General features: G+C 36.7%; 25 protein-coding genes and 1 pseudogene. 18 read left to right on the top strand and 8 right to left on the bottom strand.

What is annotated here, in order from left to right; genetic code table 11:
• The first annotated feature begins 79 nt into the window (after positions 1-79).
• The 3 genes from H0173_RS18015 (at position 80) to H0173_RS18005 (ending at position 3161) form a co-directional block, all read left to right on the top strand.
• Positions 80-655 (top strand): DeoR family transcriptional regulator, encoded by a 576-nt coding sequence (locus H0173_RS18015; RefSeq protein ID WP_221847949.1) that lies wholly within the window; start codon positions 80-82, stop codon positions 653-655.
• A 70-nt stretch (positions 656-725) separates the two neighbouring features.
• On the top strand, positions 726-2084 hold the full coding sequence (locus H0173_RS18010) for a PepSY-associated TM helix domain-containing protein (protein ID WP_221847947.1): 1359 nt from the start codon (positions 726-728) through the stop codon (positions 2082-2084).
• Positions 2085-2459: 375 nt separating this feature from the next.
• Positions 2460-3161: a ZIP family metal transporter gene (locus tag H0173_RS18005; RefSeq protein WP_221848107.1), complete on the top strand. Its 702-nt coding sequence runs from the start codon at positions 2460-2462 to the stop codon at positions 3159-3161.
• Between the two features lie 131 nt (positions 3162-3292).
• Here H0173_RS18005 and H0173_RS18000 read toward each other — a convergent pair whose 3' ends face one another.
• From H0173_RS18000 to H0173_RS17980, 5 genes are read right to left on the bottom strand one after another with little or no spacing between them, the layout of a single operon-like run.
• A complete protein-coding gene (locus tag H0173_RS18000) occupies positions 3293-3526 on the bottom strand; it encodes a hypothetical protein (RefSeq protein ID WP_221847945.1) in 234 nt (77 codons plus the stop codon).
• A 31-nt stretch (positions 3527-3557) separates the two neighbouring features.
• Complete coding sequence (locus H0173_RS17995) at positions 3558-4130, bottom strand: HMA2 domain-containing protein (protein WP_221847943.1); 573 nt, start codon at positions 4128-4130, stop codon at positions 3558-3560.
• A complete protein-coding gene (locus H0173_RS17990) occupies positions 4090-6234 on the bottom strand; it encodes a heavy metal translocating P-type ATPase (protein WP_221847941.1) in 2145 nt (714 codons plus the stop codon). Before H0173_RS17990 ends, H0173_RS17995 begins: the two co-directional genes overlap by 41 nt.
• Positions 6224-6763: an HMA2 domain-containing protein gene (locus H0173_RS17985; RefSeq protein WP_221847939.1), complete on the bottom strand. Its 540-nt coding sequence runs from the start codon at positions 6761-6763 to the stop codon at positions 6224-6226. The genes H0173_RS17990 and H0173_RS17985 overlap by 11 nt, the downstream gene beginning before the upstream one ends.
• 16 nt (positions 6764-6779) lie before the next feature.
• Entirely contained in the window at positions 6780-7088 is a 309-nt protein-coding gene (locus H0173_RS17980) for an HMA2 domain-containing protein (RefSeq protein WP_221847937.1), read from the bottom strand.
• Positions 7089-7421: 333 nt separating this feature from the next.
• Here H0173_RS17980 and tatC point away from each other — a divergent pair, with 333 nt between their 5' ends.
• The 7 genes from tatC (at position 7422) to H0173_RS17945 (ending at position 14660) form a co-directional block, all read left to right on the top strand.
• On the top strand, positions 7422-8174 hold the full coding sequence (gene tatC, locus H0173_RS17975; RefSeq protein WP_221847936.1) for a twin-arginine translocase subunit TatC: 753 nt from the start codon (positions 7422-7424) through the stop codon (positions 8172-8174).
• Between the two features lie 357 nt (positions 8175-8531).
• On the top strand, positions 8532-9686 hold the full coding sequence (gene ftsW, locus H0173_RS17970; RefSeq protein ID WP_221847934.1) for a putative lipid II flippase FtsW: 1155 nt from the start codon (positions 8532-8534) through the stop codon (positions 9684-9686).
• A 105-nt stretch (positions 9687-9791) separates the two neighbouring features.
• Positions 9792-11123: a magnesium transporter gene (gene mgtE / locus H0173_RS17965; RefSeq protein WP_396021269.1), complete on the top strand. Its 1332-nt coding sequence runs from the start codon at positions 9792-9794 to the stop codon at positions 11121-11123.
• Positions 11124-11322: 199 nt separating this feature from the next.
• Complete coding sequence (ytaF, locus tag H0173_RS17960) at positions 11323-11955, top strand: sporulation membrane protein YtaF (RefSeq protein ID WP_221847930.1); 633 nt, start codon at positions 11323-11325, stop codon at positions 11953-11955.
• Between the two features lie 161 nt (positions 11956-12116).
• Positions 12117-12767 (top strand): DUF1232 domain-containing protein, encoded by a 651-nt coding sequence (locus H0173_RS17955; protein WP_396021268.1) that lies wholly within the window; start codon positions 12117-12119, stop codon positions 12765-12767.
• Between the two features lie 78 nt (positions 12768-12845).
• Complete coding sequence (locus tag H0173_RS17950) at positions 12846-13442, top strand: undecaprenyl-diphosphatase (protein ID WP_221847926.1); 597 nt, start codon at positions 12846-12848, stop codon at positions 13440-13442.
• A 24-nt stretch (positions 13443-13466) separates the two neighbouring features.
• Positions 13467-14660, top strand: a complete 1194-nt coding sequence (locus H0173_RS17945) for an FtsW/RodA/SpoVE family cell cycle protein (protein ID WP_221847925.1) — start codon at positions 13467-13469, stop codon at positions 14658-14660.
• A 168-nt stretch (positions 14661-14828) separates the two neighbouring features.
• On the opposite strand, the pseudogene H0173_RS22430 reads toward H0173_RS17945, so the two are convergent.
• Positions 14829-14924: pseudogene (locus tag H0173_RS22430) on the bottom strand (YjcZ family sporulation protein); the annotation flags it as partial.
• 131 nt (positions 14925-15055) lie between these two features.
• Positions 15056-15304: a hypothetical protein gene (locus H0173_RS17935; protein WP_221847920.1), complete on the bottom strand. Its 249-nt coding sequence runs from the start codon at positions 15302-15304 to the stop codon at positions 15056-15058.
• Between the two features lie 221 nt (positions 15305-15525).
• Here H0173_RS17935 and H0173_RS17930 point away from each other — a divergent pair, with 221 nt between their 5' ends.
• On the top strand, positions 15526-15735 hold the full coding sequence (locus H0173_RS17930) for a hypothetical protein (RefSeq protein WP_221847918.1): 210 nt from the start codon (positions 15526-15528) through the stop codon (positions 15733-15735).
• Positions 15736-15803: 68 nt separating this feature from the next.
• Here the strand turns inward: H0173_RS17930 and H0173_RS17925 are convergent, their stop codons facing one another.
• Positions 15804-16583, bottom strand: coding sequence for a DUF2268 domain-containing putative Zn-dependent protease (locus H0173_RS17925; protein WP_221847916.1), 780 nt, complete (start codon positions 16581-16583; stop codon positions 15804-15806).
• Positions 16584-16734: 151 nt separating this feature from the next.
• Here H0173_RS17925 and H0173_RS17920 point away from each other — a divergent pair, with 151 nt between their 5' ends.
• The 7 genes from H0173_RS17920 (at position 16735) to H0173_RS17890 (ending at position 22913) form a co-directional block, all read left to right on the top strand.
• Positions 16735-17448 (top strand): class I SAM-dependent methyltransferase, encoded by a 714-nt coding sequence (locus tag H0173_RS17920; protein WP_221847914.1) that lies wholly within the window; start codon positions 16735-16737, stop codon positions 17446-17448.
• A 19-nt stretch (positions 17449-17467) separates the two neighbouring features.
• On the top strand, positions 17468-17905 hold the full coding sequence (locus H0173_RS17915) for a GNAT family N-acetyltransferase (protein WP_221847912.1): 438 nt from the start codon (positions 17468-17470) through the stop codon (positions 17903-17905).
• Positions 17906-18025: 120 nt separating this feature from the next.
• Entirely contained in the window at positions 18026-19111 is a 1086-nt protein-coding gene (locus H0173_RS17910) for an AI-2E family transporter (RefSeq protein ID WP_221847909.1), read from the top strand.
• A gap of 187 nt (positions 19112-19298) precedes the next feature.
• Positions 19299-20612 (top strand): hemolysin family protein, encoded by a 1314-nt coding sequence (locus H0173_RS17905; RefSeq protein WP_221847908.1) that lies wholly within the window; start codon positions 19299-19301, stop codon positions 20610-20612.
• 182 nt (positions 20613-20794) lie between these two features.
• Positions 20795-21526: an SDR family NAD(P)-dependent oxidoreductase gene (locus H0173_RS17900; protein WP_221847906.1), complete on the top strand. Its 732-nt coding sequence runs from the start codon at positions 20795-20797 to the stop codon at positions 21524-21526.
• The gene (locus H0173_RS17895) at positions 21526-22560 is read left to right on the top strand and encodes an S-adenosylmethionine:tRNA ribosyltransferase-isomerase (protein WP_221847904.1); all 1035 of its coding nucleotides are present in this window, start codon (positions 21526-21528) and stop codon (positions 22558-22560) included. Before H0173_RS17900 ends, H0173_RS17895 begins: the two co-directional genes overlap by 1 nt.
• Positions 22557-22913 carry a VOC family protein gene (locus tag H0173_RS17890; RefSeq protein ID WP_221847902.1) on the top strand — a complete coding sequence of 119 codons (357 nt, stop codon included), beginning with the start codon at positions 22557-22559 and terminating at the stop codon, positions 22911-22913. Before H0173_RS17895 ends, H0173_RS17890 begins: the two co-directional genes overlap by 4 nt.
• Positions 22914-22929 lie beyond the last annotated feature (16 nt).

Genomic DNA, 22929 nt, shown 5'->3' with positions numbered 1-22929 from the left:
CTTTTTATAAAAAAATACTATATTATTAATGTTTAGTGATAGAAAGAATCAAACAAGTGCAACTTGGAGGTGGGATACATTGTTACCTGTTGAACGACAGCAACAAATTTTAACATGGTTAGAACAAGAAGAAACATTACGTGTTTCAGATATCAGTAAAAGATTTAAAGTGTCAGAAATGACAGTATACCGTGATTTAAAACCTTTAATTGATCAGAAAAAAGTCTATAAAACATCAAATGGTATTACTCTTATTGCTCAAAACTATATTTCTTCTAATCTATGTTGCTATTGCCATAAAGACTCTATGACAAGAATGTCTGTGCAATTAATTAGAAAGAATCAACAAGTAGAACAAACATGTTGTCCTCATTGTGGTCTACTTCGATTTCAAGCAATAGAAGATACTGTTTCACAAATAATTTGCCGTGATTTCTTAAAAGATACAACAATAAGTGCGAAAACAGCGACCTTTCTCCTATATGCCGATATTGATTTAAATTGTTGCCAACCACAAGTGATTGCCTTTGAATCGATGAAACAAGCTAAGCAATTCCAATTAGGATTTGGCGGTAAAATATATAATTTTACAGAAGCAATTCAGGCAATAACGATTGATATGAATAATGCAGGCTGCTGCCATTCGCATAAGTAAAATCGGGAAATCACAACATCCAACACACTATATAATTCGACTGCATTAGACTCAAATTGGAGGTTTCGTAATGAAAAAAAGCAATTATAATCGTTTTTGGCGTTGGCATTTCTATGCAGCATTATTTATTACACCACTGCTAATTACGTTAACATTAAGTGGGATTGGCTATCTATTTTATACAAATGTAGAAAATCAGGCATACGATCATTTATTTTTTGGAAAAAGTAACAAAACAGAACAATTAACGATCGATGAAGGGATTGAAAAAGCAACTGAGCATTACAAAGGCTATACCGTCTCGAAGGTTATTGTACTGGATAAACCGTATAATACTCGCTTAACGATGACAAATAATGATGGCGACCAGAAATATGTATTTTTAGATAAAAACTATCAAATCATAGGCAGTCAAAATGCGAAATATACATTTTCAAATGTCATGAGAGAAGTTCATAGTCAACTATTTGTAGGTGGCACTTTTGTCAATTATTTAGTTGAATTAGCCTCATGCTGGGCAATCTTCTTAATGTTTTCTGGTATTTATATGACACTCAAGGGAAGGGCATTGAAGAAAAAACAGAACCCGACGAAGCGACAAAAAAATAAAAAATGGCATGCATTATTGGGAACGGTTATTACCATTCCTATGATTGTTATTATTTTTACCGGCTTGCCTTGGTCAGTATTTATGGGTAATTTTATATATTCAGCGGCTCAAGAGCATCCTTCTATTGGATTCCCAACATTATCACAACAGCCGCCAACTTCAAACATGAGTGAGATTCCTTGGGCTACTCGTAAAAATGAAGCACCAACATCTGATCAAACTCACTCACATCATGGAGATATGGCTAATATGCCAGGAATATCAGACAACAGCATAAGCGTCCAACAGTTAATGAAAGAGATTGAGTCGGAGCATATTTCTAAACCATATTCAATTATTTACCCTTCAACTGAAGACGGTGTATACACAGTATCGAAAGGCAGTAATACAGGGGTAACTGGCCTAGATGTTAGCCCATATGATGAAATTACTACTTATTTTGATCAATATAGCGGAAAATTAATTTCTAAAGTAGGCTATGATCAATATGGTATTCTAGCGAAATGGTTTACATGGGGAATTCCATTGCATGAAGGACATTTATTTGGCTGGCCAAATAAAATACTAAACTTAGCTATTTGTCTTTCTTTCTTACTCGTCATTTTTTGGGGATTTAAAACGTGGTTATCTCGAAAAAAAGAGAGTTCATTATCAGCACCGCCAAAAGTATCAAGCAAGATTACACTTAGCTTCATTGTTTTCGTGGTGATATTAGGAGTTGTTATGCCACTATTTGGGATTTCCTTGCTCGTGGTACTAATCATTGAAGGTATGATTTTCTATATCAATAAAAGAAATAGTGGGGAAATAGCATGGTAATCTATTTGTTTGTCAAATGTTAGACATTAAAAGTGAAGCGCAATTAGGCTTCACTTTTTTATTAAAAAAATACTTTATTCATAGGATAAGAGGCATTAGAGAATCGACGGCAGGTTATGTTTGAAATTTTATAAAAGTTTATATTCAGTTCATATAAGTGGTTTATTATCTCTACATATTCAACTACAGATATGAGGGAGGAATAACATTGAGTCAAATAAAGGGCAAAAGAATTTTTGAATATGATGTGGGGAATTTTCAAACACAAAATCCCTCTGTTAAAATACCAGTCTTTTTTACAGAACTTGTACATATAATCCATTAATACTCTTCTGTAAAAGGTGGTTTGTTGTGGGAATTCATTTCGGGATCGTTATGAGTGCTTTTGGTACCATTTTGGGGGCATTGCCTGCATTGCTATTAAGCAATGTATCACATCGTGTGAAGGATAATTTATTAGCATTCAGTGCAGGAATTATGGTATCAGCTTCAACTTATGCTCTCATTCCATCAACCTTAAAGCTTTCGAATATGTTTGTTTTAACGATTGGCATTTTACTAGGGACAGTTACACTGACCTTTTTAGAAGCGAGTCTTCCGCATATTGAACTAGAACATGTTAATCATTCATCTTATCAAGCAAGACCGCTTCTTTTAATTGCTGCTATGGCTATACATAATATTCCAGAGGGGTTTTCGGTAGGGATTAGCTATGCCAGTCAGTATGAGGATTTAGGGTCTTTAGTTTCGTTTTCCATCGGTTTGCAAAATATCCCAGAGGGTTTTTTAGTTTGCCTGTTCTTAGTTGCCAATCATGTTCCAAAGCTAAAGGCTCTAATGTATACAGCTTTTACAGGCTTTATTGAACTTTTTGCTTCTTTTATTGGCTTACAGCTTACAGATTCATACATGGCCTTGATTCCATACGGATTAGCTTTTGCAGCAGGGGCTATGCTATTTGTAGTATATAAGGAGTTAATTCCAGAAAGCCACGGAGATGGAAATGAGCGATCAGCGACTTTTTGTTTTGTCATTGGCTTATTAACGATGATTTTTCTTACGGAGCTGTCGATGTGATTTTGATTTATTTTCAAAGGCAAATGAGTTGTAAAAAAGCACTGACAAGGATTGTAATATCTCCTAGTCAGTGCTTTTTTATTAAGCCAGAAAGAGCAACCATTAAGAGGATGCTCTATGTATTGCTTCGCTTATCTTACAGCGGTTGCTTTTTTCTCAGCAATTAAATCTTCTAATCTTTCTTTTTGACTAACTAAATCTTCGATTGTAAGATCTGCTTTAGGTGACTGAAAACTTAAGGTTGGGACATTGTTTTGAACTAAACTTCTTAGCTGCCCATTGTTTTGTTCGTATAAACGATAACCAACGGCTCCAACTACAGTACCCGATACAAACCCCATTAAAAAATCTCTGTTAAAAGCCATAAGAATTCCTCCTAAGTATTTAAATTTATATTTAAAGAAGTCTTTGACTTCTTCTCATATCATTGAAAATTTCAAGAACGTTTACTGCCCATGTAACCATAGCAACCTTTAGTATGTTTTGTGGTCCTAAAGAGAACATGCTTATAATTCCTGTTATTACATCTGGATGTCTCATTTTGTTTTCTCCATGGGACAAAACCGTGTAGGCTGTGGAAATTACGGCTGCATAGTCAAAAAAATCTGGTACTGGACTAATTCCTTTACGTAAATAAGCTATTAATATTAAACAACCTGCCCCTAGCGATCGAAGAAAGTCCTTTCTTATATCAGGTGTTACTTGCACCATTAAGCGATCAAGGGGGTCAAACTGTGTTTGGCGAAAAAATAGGGAGATGTACCGTAAAATCACATTTCTGCTTATGGAATGTGGTTCATACTCGATAACCATTGAGTGAATAATTGGTTCAATTCTTACTTTCTTGATTCCGTTTAATGCGGAAAACATGTGTTCAATATTCAAATAATCATTTTTATCGGAAAGCGCTGGGATGATTAATCGTAGTCTACCAGGAATACTGTGAGCGATTCGATATTTTATTTCCACTCCGTTTTCCTCCTAATAGAATTATTTTTCCACTATTTAACACAACTGCGATTGTTGCTGCGTTATGTATCGCAGCTCCAATGACTGGTGATATATAACCGATCGTCCCTAAAAGAATGGCCCCGCTGTTTACTAATATCGTAACAACAAGGTTTTGATAGATTAATTTCATGGTTTTTTGAGACATTTTTATTACTTCTGCTAAGGCAAGCGGGTCATCGGATGTAATAATTACATCGGCCGACTCTACCGCAATATCTGTTCGTTTTGTCCCAAGTGTAATTCCGACATTGGAATAGGCCAAAGCAGGAGCATCGTTTACACCATCACCAACCATCATTAAATGATCGGTTTTGTTTTTATAGTTCATGACAAAATTTGCTTTGTCTTCAGGAAGCGCCTCTGCTATAAATGCATCCATTCCAAGTTCATCTGCAATTTTTTTGGCAGGGTGGAAGCGATCCCCTGTTAACATAATCACCTCGTCTACTCCGTGTCTTCTTAACTGATTGATGGCTTTTTTCATCCCATCTCTGATCTGATCTTCTAGTATAATAATTCCAATCAGTTCAGTATCATAAGAAACATAAACGATATTTTCATCAGGGTTCACTAGGCTTTTTATGTTATTTAGAGGCTCTAAAGAAATATTCCAATTGGATAGAAATACTTTACTCCCAACTAATACAAGTTTATTTTCAATAATCGCTTTGATTCCTCTTCCGACAATCATTTCAATTTCTTCGTGCATTGGAATGGATAGGTTTCGTTCTTTTGCTTTGTTGCAAATGGCCTCGGCGATGGGGTGTGAAGAATGCTCTTCTGCCGAAGCGGCAATACTCAATACTTCATCCTCTGTCATTTCTGATAAAGGAATAACCTTTGTCACATTAGGTCTTCCCTCTGTGATCGTTCCTGTCTTATCGAGAATAACTGTGTCAATTTGGGCAAGCTTTTCGATGGTTTGACCGCCTTTTAATAGAATGCCGTTTTTGGCGGCAACACCAATGGAGGATGAAATGGCTGTTGCCGTAGAAAGCTTCAAACCACAAACATAGTCAATGACTAGCATATTCAATACTTTATTCCAATCTCTTGTTATGAGATAAATTAAGCCTGCTAGAATAAAAGAAACAGGAACCAGCTTTTCGGACAGACGATTGGCTATCGATTGAATAGGGGCTTGCTTTGTTTGTGCCTCTTCTATAAGATGAATCATTCGGGAAATCGCTGTATCGTCCCCAGCTTTTTCTACAAGAATCCTTATACTTCCTTCTATAGCAACACTCCCAGCATAAACGCGATCACCATTCGTCAGTTCTTTGGGAATGTATTCACCGGTAATCGATGATTCATCAATTGTTGCAATCCCGTCAAGTATCGTGCCATCAACAACTACCTTCTCTCCTTGAAACACAGCTACATGATCGCCAGCTTTCACTTGTTCAATAGGAACCTTTACTTCGTTACCTGATTCATCTACTTTCCATACAGAATCAACGTTAACATTTAACATTTCTTTTACGTAATTTCTTGTTTTGTAAGCTGTAAACTCTGTAAGCCATTCACTTATGGTGGACATTAAATAAATAATCAGTGCTGATTTTGGGTTTCCTTTCACAATTGATGCAAGCAATGCTGCAGAGGTCAGAGTGTCTGCATTCGGGCGGCTATTAGTAAAAATTGCGGAAATCCCATTTCTTAGAATTTTATATGATGATAATAAAACTGCAATTGATGATGGTCTTGCAAGATTATTAATTCCTTGAATGGAAGCGGGTGATACTTTAACCATTTCAAACACAAATGCACTTAAGGACACAAGAACTTCAATGATTGGGAATTTCGATTTTTCCTGTACCTCACTTTGCGCACTTGCAGACGGGGTGGGAACTATAGAAAGTGTTCGATCGATATCTTTCCATAAATATTGGTCATCATGGTATAGCAGCAATGATCCAGTTTCAACCGTATAGGAGGCTGAATAAACGGAAGGAATAGCCCGAAATAAAGCTTCGATTTCCTTGCCCTTTTCCAATTCTGTCCCTATATTTAGTCGTGTTCTTCCAGGAATGGAATGGATTAATGATAGCTTAAGGTACATGGTTTTTTCCTTTCTCTTTCGTAATAATCGTATAGGACCAATATAATAGACTGCTTGAGAAAGCGGGATTAGCAGAAAAACCTGAAATGCCAAAAATTAATAAAAATAAAGAAAGCAGAGAATCAACATCTGCTTTTCCAGATGTTCTTTTCTTTATTAGTCCATCAACTGTCGATACGGTATTTTTCATGGTTTTCATCAGTTGAGCATCTACATAAGGAAAAGCATTTACCGAGGTGTTGACAGCTAGTTTTAGAAGTTCATCAAATTCTTGAGGACTAAGAGCAGGTACTACAAACTCAATTAGTAGACTTCCAGTAATCGGTGAAGCACTAACATGCTTAACGATTTCAAGCTGTTCAAATGTTGTTTCCAGATGTTTAGCAACAATTTCATTCTTCCATTGATCGCATTTGAGCCGAACCCTTCCTGGCATCGCGTGAACAACTTCAACCTTTTGATCATTAATATATGAAAATATTTTGGGAGCTAATAGCGATGCACCCAGTCCCACTAATGAAGAAATCATGTTCTCTCTCCCTTTACTATCTAACTTTTTGTGAAAGCCACTCAATTTGTTCCATCCATGCCTCTAACTGCTTCATATGATCAATCGGACTACTATCATAGGTTATTAGTAAACTTCCAGTTTCCGCAGTGTAACTAATGGAGTAAATGGCAGGATCATTTTCAAAGTGCTTGATTAATTTATTTACTAATTCAGTATTGCTTTTCCAGAAAACGGACCGAAGCCGGATTCTACCGGGAATATTATGTATAACTTCAATTGAATGTTTTTTAAGGATTTTATTCATACGATTAAAAAGCTGTAATTCTTTTACTTTATTCAGCATCTTTCTACTCCTATAGAAATAAATTCCGCTTAATTTATATATGATTTACTTAACTTTAAAATGACCTTTCTTTTTCCTATTATTAGTAATTTTTAAGTTTAATAATAGTATAAAAATAATTGTAAGTAAATGGATTTAATTGAAAATATATACTTATACCTATTGGAAGTTAAAATATATATTACCTAATCATGAGTTTTGATAATAATGTTCAGAAAAATTGTGATGTGGTTATCAGCTCAATGTTGTTATATAATTTTAAAGTAAAAATAAATGCTTATTTCTGGATTCCAACAACTTAAGATTCAATCATAAATAGGAAGGTGTGATATTTTGAATGGCCAGGAATTAAATGTAGTTGATCATCTTGAAGAATTAAGGAAAAGAATCATTATTTCGGCAGTGGCTTTTTTTGTATTTCTTATTATCGGATTCGTATTTGTGAAGGATATTTTTCTCTTTTTCATGGGGAATCTGGATTACAAACTGATTGTCTTAGGGCCGAGTGATATTATGTGGATTTACTTCCATATCGCATCGGTGATAGCAGTAGCTGGTACGATTCCTGTTACCGCATGGCAATTATGGCTATTTGTTAAACCAGGTTTAAAACCTTTCGAACGAAAAATTGCCTTAATGTATATCCCACCTATGTTTTTACTTTTTCTTGGCGGATTAGCATTTGGCTATTTCTTTATTTTTCCTAACATCATGACATTTCTTCTTAGTCTCGGAAAAGATTTAATGACGACTACTTTTACAGCTGATAAATATATCAATTTTTTAATTTACATGACTTTGCCTTTTGGTATCGCCTTTGAATTACCGCTTGTTTCAATGTTTTTAACAACATTAGGATTCTTAAATCCTTTTAAAATTGTCAAAATCAGAAAGTATGCTTATTTTATCTTGGTAATCATTGCTTCTATGATTTCACCGCCTGAATTTATTTCGCATATTTCAGTGGCTATCCCGCTTATTCTCTTATTTGAAATCAGTATTTTCTTATCTAAGATTGTCTTTAATCGCAAGAAAAAGTTGGAAAAGGATCAGTTGGAAGATCAGGATGAACTTACTAGTTATTAAATTGTGCTTCCTTGATTATATTGATAAAATGCTGAAAAAATATGCAATTGTGTTGACAAAATGACAACATCATCTTAATATGAAACTGCGATAATGGGAAATTCATTAAGGTGAGATCTAAACGCTAAATAGCGTGATATAATGAAGCCTTTATTCTCTCCTTGATGAGAAATAAAGGCTTTTATTTTAAAAATTAATTATTAGAGTTTGAGAAATGTCCAGCTTTTGGCGCCATCGGTTTGAGGTCACAAGTCAATTTATCCAAAAGATTTAAGAACAATCTTTCGGTCAGCTCGACTTGTGCTTGTCGCCGATAAATGGGCGCCTTGCGTTTTTCTTAAAGAAAAGGTGATAAAGATGGCTTTGAGCCGTTTGAAAAAGTATGATTATTTATTGGTGCTTGCCATTGTCTTACTTTGTTTATTTGGACTAACGATGGTTTTTAGTGCAAGTTATCCTCTAGCCATGCTAGAACATCATCCCCCTCGATTCTTCCTTATCAAACAAATGCAATCTTTGGGAATAGGTTTAGTATTTTTTGTCATCACTGCTATACTTCCGTATCGTATCTATGGAAAGCTAAGCCCGATTTTTGTTGTTATCTCAATATTCCTTTTGATCGCTGTTTTGATTCCAGGAATAGGGGTGGAACGAAATTATTCGCAAAGATGGCTGAAAATAGGCTCATTCATCATTCAGCCAACTGAGGCGGTCAAGCTCGCGATGATTGTTTATTTTGCCTATATTTATGCGAAAAAGCAGGAGTACATTCATCATTTTTGGAAGGGTGTTATGCCTCCGCTGTTTATTTTAGGGATTGTTTTTACGCTGATCTTAAAACAGCCGGATTTAGGGACTGCTACCGCAATCCTTATCCCTTGCGGATTCATCCTTTCTTGTTCAGGGCCGCGGAAGATTCATATAATTTTCCTAGGCGTTGTGGCTTTATGTGGAATTGCTACTTTGGCCATGACAGCTTCTTATCGGTTAGAAAGACTTCTTTCTTATCTTAATCCATTTGGAGATCCTGATGGGAATGGCTATCAATTAGTTAACTCCTATTTTGCTTTATCTTCTGGTGGGCTATGGGGACGCGGGCTGGGAAACAGCATTCAAAAACTCGGTTATCTTCCAGAGGCACATACTGATTTTATTATGTCAATTATTGTTGAAGAGCTTGGTGTAATAGGCTTGTTATTCGTAATCGGTTCTTACCTATTTATCATGTATCGAGGGATGCGCATTGCCCAGAGGTCCACTGAATCATTTCCTAAATTACTGGCAATCGGTCTAACATTCCAAATCATGATACAAGCCATATTTAATTTAGGAGCAGTCAGCGGCCTTCTCCCGATAACAGGAGTTCCGCTTCCATTTATCAGTTATGGTGGTTCCTCGTTAATCATCATGCTGATATCTTCTGGAATCTTAGTAAATCTTTCTTATCATGCTAATCGAGCTATCGAAAAGAAAGAACAAAGAAATATTGACGCTATAGACACAAAAAACTGAAATACTTGCCTGAAGGTAGAGAATACTAAAGCGTGTAATCTTTTTTCTTAATGATAAAAGCATGTTTATCTTCTTAAGATTGGAGGGAGTGAAATGGAAAAAATCATTGAAAAGGAATTAAGATCACTCCTTAATCAACATAGCCAATCCGAAATAATGGATTTTTTATCGCAATATCAGCCTTTTGATATTGCTGAAGTAATGGATGAATTAGATCAAAATGAACAATTATTACTGTTTTCCTTTGTTCAACGTTCATTAGGGGCAGAGACTCTAGAATATTTAGAACCAGAGCTACAATATAAAATTCTACATCGATTGGAAGACGAGTTTGCCTCAGAAATATTAAATGAGATGTCGAGTGACACGATTGTTAATTTGCTTTTAGCTGTTCATCCTCATCAAGCTAAAAAGCTTTTAAACTATTTGCCAGATGATTATCGTATAAAAATTAATACGCTTATAAGCTATGAACCAAATACGGCGGGAAGATTAGCGACAGTTGATTATATTGCGGCACGTATAAATTGGACAGTGGACCATACTCTTGAGCATGTTCGAAGAGTAGGTGAACACGCTGAAATTGTCTCCTATATTTATGTTTTAGGCGTTCATGGAAATCTCGTAGGTGTTGTTTCTCTTAAGGAAATCATTCTTGCTAAATCAGGTACGAAACTTGAAGAGATTATTCAGGGAGAGCCAATATCTGTGCCCGTTGATATGCATCAGCAGGAAGCTGCTTCTGTCTTATCAAACTATGATCTTGTCGCCATACCGGTTGTTACGCATGATTTAAGAATGATTGGAATCCTGACTGTTGACGATTTAATTGATGTCATTCATAAAGAAGCAACAGAAGATTTCCAGAAGCTTGGCGGGAGCCAGCCTTTATTGGAGCCGTATTTCAAAAACTCCATTTGGACCCTTTTCAGAAAGAGAATTGGCTGGCTGTTAATCTTGTTTTTGGCAGAAGCTTACACAGGCACGGTGCTTCGCCATTATGAAGACACCCTTTCGAAGCAAATTGCTCTATCTTTCTTTGTCCCTTTGCTTATTGGAACAGGCGGAAATACAGGCTCTCAAACAGTCACAACGTTAGTCCGTGCTTTAGCAGTAGGGGAAGTTGAATTTAAAGATATGTTTAAGGTCTTTAGAAAGGAAGTTTCTACGGGGATCTTTCTGGGCTGTACGATGGGAGCCGTTGCATTAGTTCGCGCCTTCTTCCTGGGCGTCAATTGGAATATCGGAGCTGTTGTGGCTATATCAGCTGTTTTCATTGTCATTTGGGCATCGATGGTAGCGGCCGTTTTGCCAATGATCCTGCATAAATTAAAAGTAGATCCAGCCATTGTTTCCGGCCCTTTTATTACAACCTTAGTTGATGGCACAGGATTAATTTTGTATTTTACGATGGCTAAGATTATTTTGCATATTTAAATGCTTCTGTTAATCTTTTCAATTGCTAGGACATTTGGGAGGCTGGGGTTTTATTCGTGTCAGCCCCCTTTTTTGTTTCTGGATGGAAAAATTTTTGTTATTATTAATGTTGTTGATTTATTGTCAATGTTTTTGAGGTAGACAAACAATATTTATCCATCTGTCTAATACAATGTAAAAAAATTAGAGGTGATATACATTGTATTGGCTAATCATTTTGGCATTCGCAGCTTCTTCTAGTATAGATAATTTAGGAATTGGCATTTCATATGGTGTGCGAAAAATACAAATTGGTATAACTGCTAACCTATTGATAGCAGCCATTTGTTATGTCATGAGCCTAGCGGGAATTACATTTGGACTATGGATTTCGAAGACGATTCCAGGTGAATATCCCATTTTTATCGGTGCTTTTTTACTTTTAATTATTGGCATAAGAATTATTCTATTAGCAGCGCCACGGAAAAAAGTGAAAGTTACTGACAATGAGGGGCTTGAAAAATCATATGCAGGCACACAGAAAACAATAGATACTGAAAAACTAGCAGACTTAGACCGATTAAAAAAAATCGGCTGGGGGGAAGCAGCCTTTCTTGGTATTGCTTTATCTTCAAATGCTCTTACTAATAGTTTGGGTGCAGGGTTACTCCGTTTATCACCGCAGGCGATTTCTTTAACGGCTGCAATAGGAAGTTTTTTCAGTATTCTGATAGGCGTAAAGTTAGGATACAAGCTGTCTGCAGTTCGCATTGGCTCTTATTCTTTAGGCCAATTTGGCACAATTATAAGCGGAATCATTCTAGTTATTATTGCGGCGACTGTCTTCTTCTAAATCTATAATGCAGGTTTTGCAAGAATGGTTGAAATGAAATTGACATAATGTCAATGTCGGTTTATAGTGCATAAATAATGATTATATGATAATACTCGATTTACTTCATAGCTAGTTCAATTTTGTACGTAGGATATTTATAAATGAGAGGAAAGTGGAGTATGTTTGAAGGTGAGAATAATACTAGTATTGGTTCGGTTCTGAAAAACCTATTGAAAAATAGAGCCTTGTCCATGAGAAAGCTTAGTGAGCTAACGGATATTGATACAGCAACAATTTCACGAATTATTAACGGTAAACGGAAAGCAACTCCAGAGCATCTGCAAAAATTCGCCAAATGCCTTAAAGTTTCGAGTACTACGTTGTTTTCAGCAGCAGGATATCTTCAGGAACAATCACAGGAAAAAGCGTATTCAGATGATATTCATTTGTCGGCTGAGAGCATTCAAAGTATTCTCGAATCTACAAATATATTAAATGAAAAATTCTCGATAGAGAGTGTTGAAAACCAATTAGAAACGTATCAGCAATTTTCACAGACAGCAGAAGGGAAAGAAACCATTCTGAATGGGTTCGAGGAAAAGGTAAAGAGGTTAGGCAGTGTGGGACCATTTATTAGTCAATTGCAGGAGATGTATGACAAATTCCGGTTTATGAAAGTGGCACCGCAGCATTTAGCCATGCTTGGAAGTGCACTGCTGTATTTCATTCTGCCAGTCGATGTGATTCCTGATTATCTTCTTCCTATTGGTTATTTAGATGATGCCATCGCGGTAAAGCTTGTGTTACAAGGGGGGATGAGGAAGGTTTAATAAATGGGGACGCATTAAAAATAGCGGGATAATTCAACTTCCTAGTAGAATAAACACATAAAGAGATGAGGATTTAACATGAATTATGAAATCTTTCAAGCTATTAATAACTTAGCAGGGCATCATCCGCTACTAGACCCGATGATGGTTTTTGTAACCGAAAAGGCACTGCTTATCTTTGCTTTCGTATTGTTTGTCATGTGGGTTTTAGGAAATGACAAATTTAAATATACAGTTATCTATGCTGCTCTTACAGGAGCACTCGGATTGTTAATCAATTTTATCATTGGTCACATTTATTTTGAACCGCGTCCGTTTGTCACGCATCATGTTCATATGCTGATTCCTCATGCAGCGGATGCTTCTTTTCCAAGTGACCACACAACAGGTGCCTTCGCATTGGCCATTGCCATCCTGCTACGCCATCGAAAACTTGGTATTTTCATAGTTATATTTGCGGCTCTAACGGGCATATCCCGTATATATGTAGGGCATCATTATCCATTTGATGTACTTGGAAGTATTGTTGTCGGAATCTTAACGAGTATAGTGGTGTATAAACTTTCACCGATGCTGGAGCCGATCCCCCGGACCGTTATTGATATTTATAACAAAATTCCTTTAGTCCCAAAAAATAAACCGCGTCAACGTAGCAAGACGGTTAAGATTCGGTAAATAAAACAAATAGCGGTGGAAAAAATGAATGAAGAAACAAATTGGTATAGACGATTAGACGGTACAATCCTATTAATTATTATTTTATTTTCTGTATTAAGTATCATTTTTATATATAGCAGCCAACAAACAGGTCAGTATGGATCTCAAAATTTTGCTATGAAACAAGTGATTAATTATTTGATAGGATTTACTCTGCTAATCTTAGTTGCCAAGCTCGATGTTGATCAAATTGAGAAGATGGCTTGGCCATTGTATATTGCGTTATTTATGTCGATTGTCATATTGCGATTTTCACCTGAATCCATAGCTTATCCTATTTTAGGTGCAAAGAGATGGTTTATTATTCCTTTCATAGGTTCTTTACAGCCGTCTGAATTTTTTAAAATTGCTTTGATCATTGTTAGTGCTAAGCTAATTTCCAAACATAATTCTCAAAATGAGGATCGAACAACGAAGTCCGATTTACTGCTAATAGGAAAGCTAATGTTAGTGACCATTCCACCTTCCTTATTTGTCTATCAGCAGCCGGATACAGGGATGGTTTTCTTATATTTCATTGCGATCGGAAGCATGCTGTTTCTGTCAGGAATAAAAAAAAGAATCATTACTTTTTTTATTGTTTCGGTTCTCTTAGTTTTAGGAATACTCGTCTATTTGTATGTCTATCAAACTGATGTCATTTATAAGCAGTTAATCCCGTTGCTTAAGCCACATCAGCAGGAGCGTATTATCGGATGGCTAGATCCTGGTGGAAACAGTGATCAGTCATACCAAGCTGATCGTTCTATTTTAGCTGTCGGAAGTGGAGAAATGTTTGGGAAGGGGCTGCTGCAGGGAAATGTGTATATACCGGAAAAACATACGGACTTTATCTTTGCAACGATTGCAGAGGAGGGGGGATTTGTTTTAGCCTCCATCGTAGTGACTATGTTCTTTCTGCTCATTTACAAAGTTGTGATTATTGGGCATTCATCAGATACCCCATTTGGAAGCTATATATGCGCTGGAGTTGCCTTTAGTCTAACAGCCCAAATATTCCAAAACATTGGAATGGTTATTGGCATTATGCCTGTTAAGGGGATTTCACTTCCTTTCTTAACATCAGGGGGAAGCTCCCTGTTCTCTAATATGATAATTATGGGAATCATTTTATCCATTAGAAAAACCTTTGGGCTTTATATGTTTTCGAATGAAAGTAAATACACTGAGGAATAACAAAGGTATGTAGTTGTTTAAAAAATGATTAGGTTTACTCCCCTAATAGAGAACCACGAATTTAGGGGAGTAAAGTAATCTTTTAGATCATTTTCGAATTACCATCTAATCTTACCACCAACCGCCATAACCACCGTAACCACCATATCCGCCGCCGTAGCCTCCATAACCACCGCCGATAAAAGCAGATCCGACAATAATGAGCAGGATAAACAACACAACGATTAGAGCAAAACCGCTGCCACAACCTGTAGCATTAGACATAAATCTCCCCCCTTTCAGTAAGCTACTTATAAAGTATGTTAGAAAAAAACTTTATGAGAGGGCGTTAAGTCCAATTTTAAACAAGTTTCTGTCCCTTATTTTTCAAAAAACTGGATGGGCTTGTATTGCTTTTACCACCAGAAGAAAGGCAGTACAGCGAATGCAGCAATGGCACCTAAAGCAATTCCAGCCCCGAACCCCCAGCCCCAGCCCCAGCGAAATCCGCCTAAGTTTCTTCTGCGGCCAAGTGGTTGAAGATACACCCTGCCTCCGTGAACACGGTGAATAATCCCCCTGTGAATTCTTCCATCATGAGTTCTGATTTCAACTGCTCTTCCTATATGCCTGTGGCACATTGAATGATAATATCCAACTGACATTGTTTATCCCTCCATTCTTAAGAGTATATGACATCATATGTAACTGTCGGATAAACATAAAGGACAAATCTACTAGGACAAACATGGAAGTCTAAGTAATCTGAAGAAATGGCACTCTAAAAAGCTAGGTATTTATTTTAGGGAAACTTTCTTAAACGCCTATACAATTTAGATTTGAATGAATACGATATAGCACAGTTATAAAGAAAGGGAGGACTACAGTGGAGGAACGAAAGAAAAAAATTAGGGTAAAGGATTTAGTCATTTATGCCGATAATGTACAAATTATAAATCAAGATAGACATCATGGGCATGGGCATGAGCATGGTCATGAGCATGAGCATGAGCATAGGGAGAATCAAAACCAAGACATAAATGAACCAAATAGAAGGGGGCCATGGGACTGGTTTTGGTCAGGTAATCGAGAATAACCAATGTTTAAACCTAATATTTTTTAAAGGCCGAAATAGGAAGTTATTTCGGCCTTTAACTTTAAGACTTAGTTGTGAATGCGAGCAATTTTAGCAGGTTCCATCGGCATTAGATCTTTAGTAGTCAGGTTTTTTTCTACTAAAAATTGCTTCACTAAGTAATATCCTACACAGTACCCTAGCAATTCTGGGTAATTTCCTATTCCATATAAAAGCTGCTCGTGTTTTGGATGGTTTTTTTGAATATTCCTATTTGGAAGCACGAAGGTTTTCCATAAGTTTTCGAGTTCCTCATCTGAATAATTATTTGTCCATTTTGAAATAAAATCTTCCCCAAATCTTTCTCTAACTGCATTTTCCGCTATTCCTTCCAAAATAATCGTATCTAATAAAACATAATTATCCTCATGTTTTTGAAATTTAGATAATCGGCAAACATGGTTGTATTCATGTGTAAATAATGATTTAATTTCCTTTTCACTATTATGGCCAGCGATAAATAAAAATAATTTGTCATGATAGGCTAAACCTGCCTTCCCGTTAAATACCCGATTAAATTCCGGGTCGGCTGTATGGGATGGAAAAATGAATATAGGAATGTTCGGTCCGTCCCACTCTTTCTGCAGTTTTCGTTTTTCCTCTTCGACTACTTCCCACACTCGATTTTGTTTTAAAGTTTGTATCACTTTTTTTCCGTTCTCTAATGGATGATACATCCCACTCATTGATAAATACTCATATATTTCAGATGCGGAAGCACCTTCAAAGTAATCTTCTAGCTTTTTGCACATTTCTATCGGCCGGTCATATGATTTTATTAGCCATTTATCAGTGCTTATTATGCTCATCTCGGATACCCTTCCCTTACATCGTTATGTAAATACGATATGCAATTATTAGATGCCAAGTTCCGGTGTCATTAATTAAGTAAGATAATTATTCAGATTATTTAAATGGGAAGGGAATTTGCTTTTTAAAAAAATTAGGGAGGGAGTAGGTTTGGAACATACCTATCTCGATTGTTTAGCGTTATTTGGTGTTGGCGGTGCTCATCCTGGGGGACTTCATTTAACGAAAAACATATTATCAGAAGAAAAGATTGATGAAACAACGAAAATTCTTGATGCCGGGTGTGGAACTGGTCAAACTTCTGCTTACATGGCCAAACAATACCAGTGTGATATCACTGCTTTAGATTTCAGTCAAATCATGCTAGAAAAGGCAAGTAAAAGATTTACTGATCTGCAGCTTCCGGTTACGCTTAAGCAGGGAAGTACAGAGAATTTACCTTTCGATGACGAAACCTTTGATATCGTACTTTCAGAATCAGTTATAGCTTTTACAAATATTTTATTATCACTATCAGAATTTAAAAGAGTGTTAAAGCCAAACGGGAAATTATTAGCGATTGAAATGGTACTCGATCAATCGGCTTCTGAAGAAAAATTAAATTCAATAAAAGAGTTTTATGGATTTTCCAATATGATGACGGAGGACGAATGGTATCAGCTTTTTAGAACCGCTGGCTTTAAAGAGATAAGCGTGAAAAGGTTTGAACTAGATCGAGAAATACAAAATTTAGATGATGCCACAGACTTTTCTATTTCGGAATATATCGATGAACCGTTTTATGAAATTTTAGAAAGGCATTTTCACTATTCAACGACGTACAAAGAGATATTAGGGTATCGCGTATTTAAGTGTCTAGTTTAATCATAGAGGAGCAGAAAGCATGATAATCAGAAAAGCGACTGAGTATGAGACGCAAAAAATATTAAGTCATTCACTCGAAGTTACGAAGGAAGCTACTGTTGGATATGTTGATGCGACTCCAGGAAAAGCACATCAGATCGTTTCTCAATTTTTAATGGATGGCGGTTACTATCTTATTTATACGAATAACAATGTCATTTATGGCTGGATTGGGATAGGGAAGAATTTCGATTATTATACAGATGAAATGGTTGGATTTATTACAGAACTCTATGTATTACCGCAGTACAGAGGGCAGGGAATAGGAGAAAAATTATGCCATGCTGCCTTAAAGCAATTGAAGTATGAACGGTATAGAAGAGTGCAGTTAAACGTATTTAATGGAAACCGCGCTAAGCAGCTCTATCGAAATCTTGGCTTTCAGGAAGTATCTTCAATCATGGAGAGAAGCTTATAAGCAGTTACAGTTAGAGCCTGTGGGCTCTTTTTTGTTGTGGCTTATTCTTGGAATTTCTATAAATAAATTATAATATTCAAGAGAGAGAAAAAATTGTCCAACTGTAGGAAGTGAGAATGTATGACGATGTTTGATAAAAAATGGTTTAGATATATGATGGCCATTATCTTATTTTTACTGATTGTATTTCTATTAAGTAAAAATCAGTTTCTATTAACTCCATTTCTTATCGTAATTAAAACGATATTTTTGCCTTTTGTTGTAGCAGGCATATTATATTACATATGCCGCCCTTTAGTAGCTTGGCTGGAAAATAAAAAAGCGCCAAGATGGCTGGCGATTTTAGCTGCTTACGCTGCCATCGTTTTATTTGTTTTCGGAGTCATAAAATTAGTGGGACCGGTTATTAATGATCAGTTAGAACACTTTGTCGCTAATCTGCCTGCAATGGCTTCAGCGACAACGGATGCGATTAAATATGTGCAGGAGAATTGGACGACCTTTCCAAACTTTGTTCAAGATGCATTGATAAAGGCTAATGCAGAATTAGAATCCCGAATTCATTCCAATGCAGGAAATATCGCAAATGGAATTTTTGGGGTATTTGGGATTATTGGCGGTTTTATAAATACGCTATTCTACCTTGTACTTGTTCCTTTTATCTTATTTTACATGCTTAAAGATGGTCATCGACTTGCACCGAATGTCGTTTCCTTCTTTTCGCAATCCAAAAAAGAACATGTTAAGAAAATCTTACATGAAATTGACAAAACCATATCTACTTATATTCAAGGGCAAATTCTTGTCAGTGTTATAGTTGGGGTGCTGTTATACATAGGTTATTTAATTATTGGCTTAAATTATTCTCTTGTATTAGCGGTATTTGGAATGTTCACAAACGTCATTCCGTTCCTAGGACCTTATATTGCAGTTGTTCCTGCATTCTTTGTCGCTTTATTTCAAGATCCAATCATGGCCCTCTATGTAGCTATTGTCATGTTTGTCGCTCAGCAAATAGAAGGGAATATCGTTTCGCCTAATATTATGGGAAAAACGTTAAACATTCATCCATTAACGATCATTGTATTGATTTTATCAGCTGGAAATCTTATGGGTATCATTGGGATTATATTTGTAATACCGGCTTATTCCATTGTTAAGGTTCTCGTTTTAAATTTTGTACGTATTGTTAAATTAAATAATTGAAATTTAGGCTAGCTGAAGGATATTTTGAGCTAGCCTTCTTTCTTCCATCCTTTCGTGGAACTATGCAAAATGATTGGCGAATGAATAATGGATAGATATAATTACTTATTAACAGGAAAATCAATCTAGAAAAGAAGTTTATACAACCTTGGGAGGTGTACGTCTTACTTCAATGTAAGACTACTCATTGATTACTTTAAATCTATTATTAATTGCTCTTTTAATTGCCATAACAGCTTTTTTCGTAGCAACAGAATTTGCGATAGTGAAAATTCGAGTCTCTAGAATTGATCAGCTTATAGCAGAAGGCCGAAAAGGAGCAGCAGCAGCTAAAAAAGTCGTTTCTCATTTAGATGAATATTTATCAGCCTGCCAGTTAGGGATCACGGTGACTGCATTAGGATTAGGGTGGCTTGGTGAACCGACAATTGAAAGGCTATTGCACCCAATATTTGCGTATTTTCAATTAAATGGATCACTTAGCCATATATTATCATTCGGGTTTGCGTTTACTCTTGTAACATTTCTGCATGTTGTCATTGGTGAACTTGCTCCCAAAACTGTAGCGATACAAAAAGCAGAAGCCATAACATTGGCTACTGCTGTGCCTATTATTTGGTTTTACAAAGTCATGTATCCATTCATTTGGTTTTTAAATGGTTCATCCCGTTTTCTTGCTGGCTTATTTGGTTTGAAGCCCGCTTCGGAGCATGAAATGGCACATTCCGAGGAAGAGCTTCGCATTCTTTTGTCCGAAAGCTATAAAAGCGGTGAGATTAATAAGAATGAATTAAAGTATATGAATAATATTTTTGAATTCGATGAAAGAATCGCAAAGGAAATTATGGTGCCTCGAACAGAAATTGTTACAATTTCTATTAACGATTCTTTTAAGGAAATCATGCATATCATCCAGACAGAAAATTACACAAGATACCCTGTTATTGATGGAGATAAGGATACAATCCGTGGATTTATGAATGTTAAAGAGTTTCTGACAGCTAGTTTACAAGGGAAAATCAGTTATGAGGAATTGAAATTGGAGGAGTTCATTAATCCAGTTATTCACGTCATTGAAACAATCCCTGTACATGATTTACTTGTAAAAATGCAGCAGAAACGGACACATATCGCTATTTTGATGGACGAATACGGAGGCACTTCAGGCTTAGTAACAGTTGAGGATATTATTGAAGAAATTGTAGGCGAAATTCGAGATGAATTTGATGAAGATGAAGTTCCAGAGATTAGAAAATTAAATGAAGGTCATTATATACTCGACTCTAAGCTGCTTGTTGAAGATGTTAATCAATTATTAGGAACCGATTTATCTCATGAAGATGTGGATACGATTGGCGGCTGGTTCCTGACACAAAACATGGACCCAGAGGTAGGAACTGAAATCGAGGCAGAAGGATACACATTTAGAGTGATTGAGACAGACGGACATCAGCTGCATTATTTAGAAGTTGTCAAAACGAAAAGCTTAGTAAAAAGTTAGGTTACGCCCCCTTGAGTGGATTTTTAAAAGTCTGCCAAGGGGGTTTTTGTTTGACTCATCCAAAAGTCGTAGATTTCTCTCAATCCATTTCTGTAAAAGTCTTCATCCAACCTTCCGATGCCGCCAGCGCTTTCTTTTTCTAAAATAAAAGCAAGATAACAAAAAGAAAGCGAGAGATTCATATGAACAAAAATACAGTTGTAATGATAACAGGAGCGTCTAAAGGTTTAGGAAGAGCATTGACATTAGCATTTGCTAAACAGGGAGTTCGTCTTGCTCTATGCGCGAGAGGCGAAGAAGGACTTCGAAAAGTAGAACAGGAAGTAAGAGAACTAGGTGCAGAGGTTGTTGCTGTGAGTGCAGATACAACGAATGTTAAGGATATTAATCGGTTCGTATCGATCGTCGAGGAAGCCTTTGGAGGAGTAGATATTCTAATCAATAACGCCTCCATTTTTGGACCGGGTCCGGCGTTGTTGGCTGATTATCCGGATCATGAATTTAAAGAAGTGCTTTTTGCTAATGTTATGAACCCATTTCTTGTCACAAAGCGTGTACTGCCCGGCATGTTAATCAGAAATTCAGGGAGGATCCTTAACGTAACGTCAGAAGCAGGAAAAACAGGATATGCGGAATGGGGTGCCTACGGGATTTCCAAATTTGCAGTGGAAGGCTTAACGCAAACATGGGGTGATGAACTACAGGATACAGGTGTTAGCATCGCAATGGTTGACCCTGGTGAAATGGATACAGAGATGCATGCCATTGCAGTGCCGGATTGTGATTACGAGCTTGCTGACCCGCATGAAGTAGCCAATGTATTTGTATACCTTGCATTAAATGAATCATTGGAAGTGAACGGAAAAAGATTTGAGGCTCAGTCTATTTTTCAGGAATTAAGGGAGGAATTATAATGCTTGCAGCACGTCCTTTCAAGGTTCATGATGATTTAAATGCGAATGCTCCAGCTGAATTCAGAGGAATTCAGCGAGACGGAGTCCGTTTAATGACGCTAGATTCAATAACCGGAGAGAGCCACCATCAATTCTTTTACGATCTCGATTCCTTTCTTCGAGCAGGAGACTTGCTAGTTTTAAACAATAGCCGCACTATCCCGGCGGTATTAAAAGGGAAACGGGGAAAGCAAACGATTGAAATCAGATTATCTCGGAAAATATCCGATCATGAGTGGGAAGCTCTAATTGCGGAAGGGCTATGTAAAGTTGGGGAAAAGATTACATTGCCTGAAGGTTTAACAGCTACAATAACAGGATTAGGAGCGGAGGCGCCATTAGTCAATCTTGCTTTTTCCAAGAGTGGTATTGAGTTATACGAAGTATTCTATCAATATGGAGAGCCACTTCACTATGAATATATAGTAACACCTTGGCCTATTGAGATGTACCAGACTGTGTATGCTTCAGCTCCGGGATCTGTTGAAATGCCTTCTGCCGGCAGAGCCTTTACATGGAAGCTGTTAAATAAGCTGAAAGAAAAGGGTGTGAACATTGCTTTCCTTCAGCTTCATACAGGATTAAGCTACTACGGAAATGACCGTTGGCCAAATCCAAGTAATCATATAGAAGAGTATTGTATACCTAAGGAAACGGCAGAAGCAGTTATCCGGACAAGAACGAATGGAGGTCGCGTTATAGCTGTAGGAACAACTGTTGTTCGGGCACTCGAAACAGCTGTTAATGAGGAAGGGATAGTGGAAGCAAAGGCAGGGTTTACGAATCTTTATATTCGAAAAGGTTACAAGCTTAAATCAGTTGATGGATTGATCACAGGATTTCATGAGCCGGAAGCGAGTCATTTAGATATGCTAACAGCCTTTATCGAAGAACCGCTATTAATGAAGGCATACAATGAGGCATTAGCAAGCGGATATTTATGGCATGAGTTCGGCGATATGAATATAATTCTGCCGATGGGAAAAAAACAATGAAGTGGCATCATGCAGGCATTTTAGTACAAAATATAGATGAAGCCATCTCATTCTATGAGGATATCTTTGAATTCAAAGCAGAACAATGTTTAACACTGCCAGGGGAAAAAATAATGTTTCTCAAAAAGGGAGACGTTAGAATTGAATTAATCGAACCGGAAGAAGAATTTCAACGTTTTAGTTCTATTCATCTTTCATGGCAGGTTAAGGGTGTGGGGGACTGGATCGAAAAATTAGAGAAGTATGGTTACCTTCCTTCAGAAGGACCGCTGGAATTAGACAATGGCTGGACCACTGTTTTCTTTGAAGGGCCAAACCAAGAGGTCATTGAATTAATTGAAATAAGCAGGTAAAAATGAAAAGCATTCA

Origin of the sequence: Bacillus sp. S/N-304-OC-R1, assembly GCF_019749375.1 — a bacterium.
In the GTDB taxonomy this organism is placed as follows: Bacteria; Bacillota; Bacilli; order Bacillales; family Cytobacillaceae; genus Cytobacillus.
Note: the sequence above shows the minus strand (reverse complement) of the source record. Positions and strands in the feature narration are given on the sequence as shown.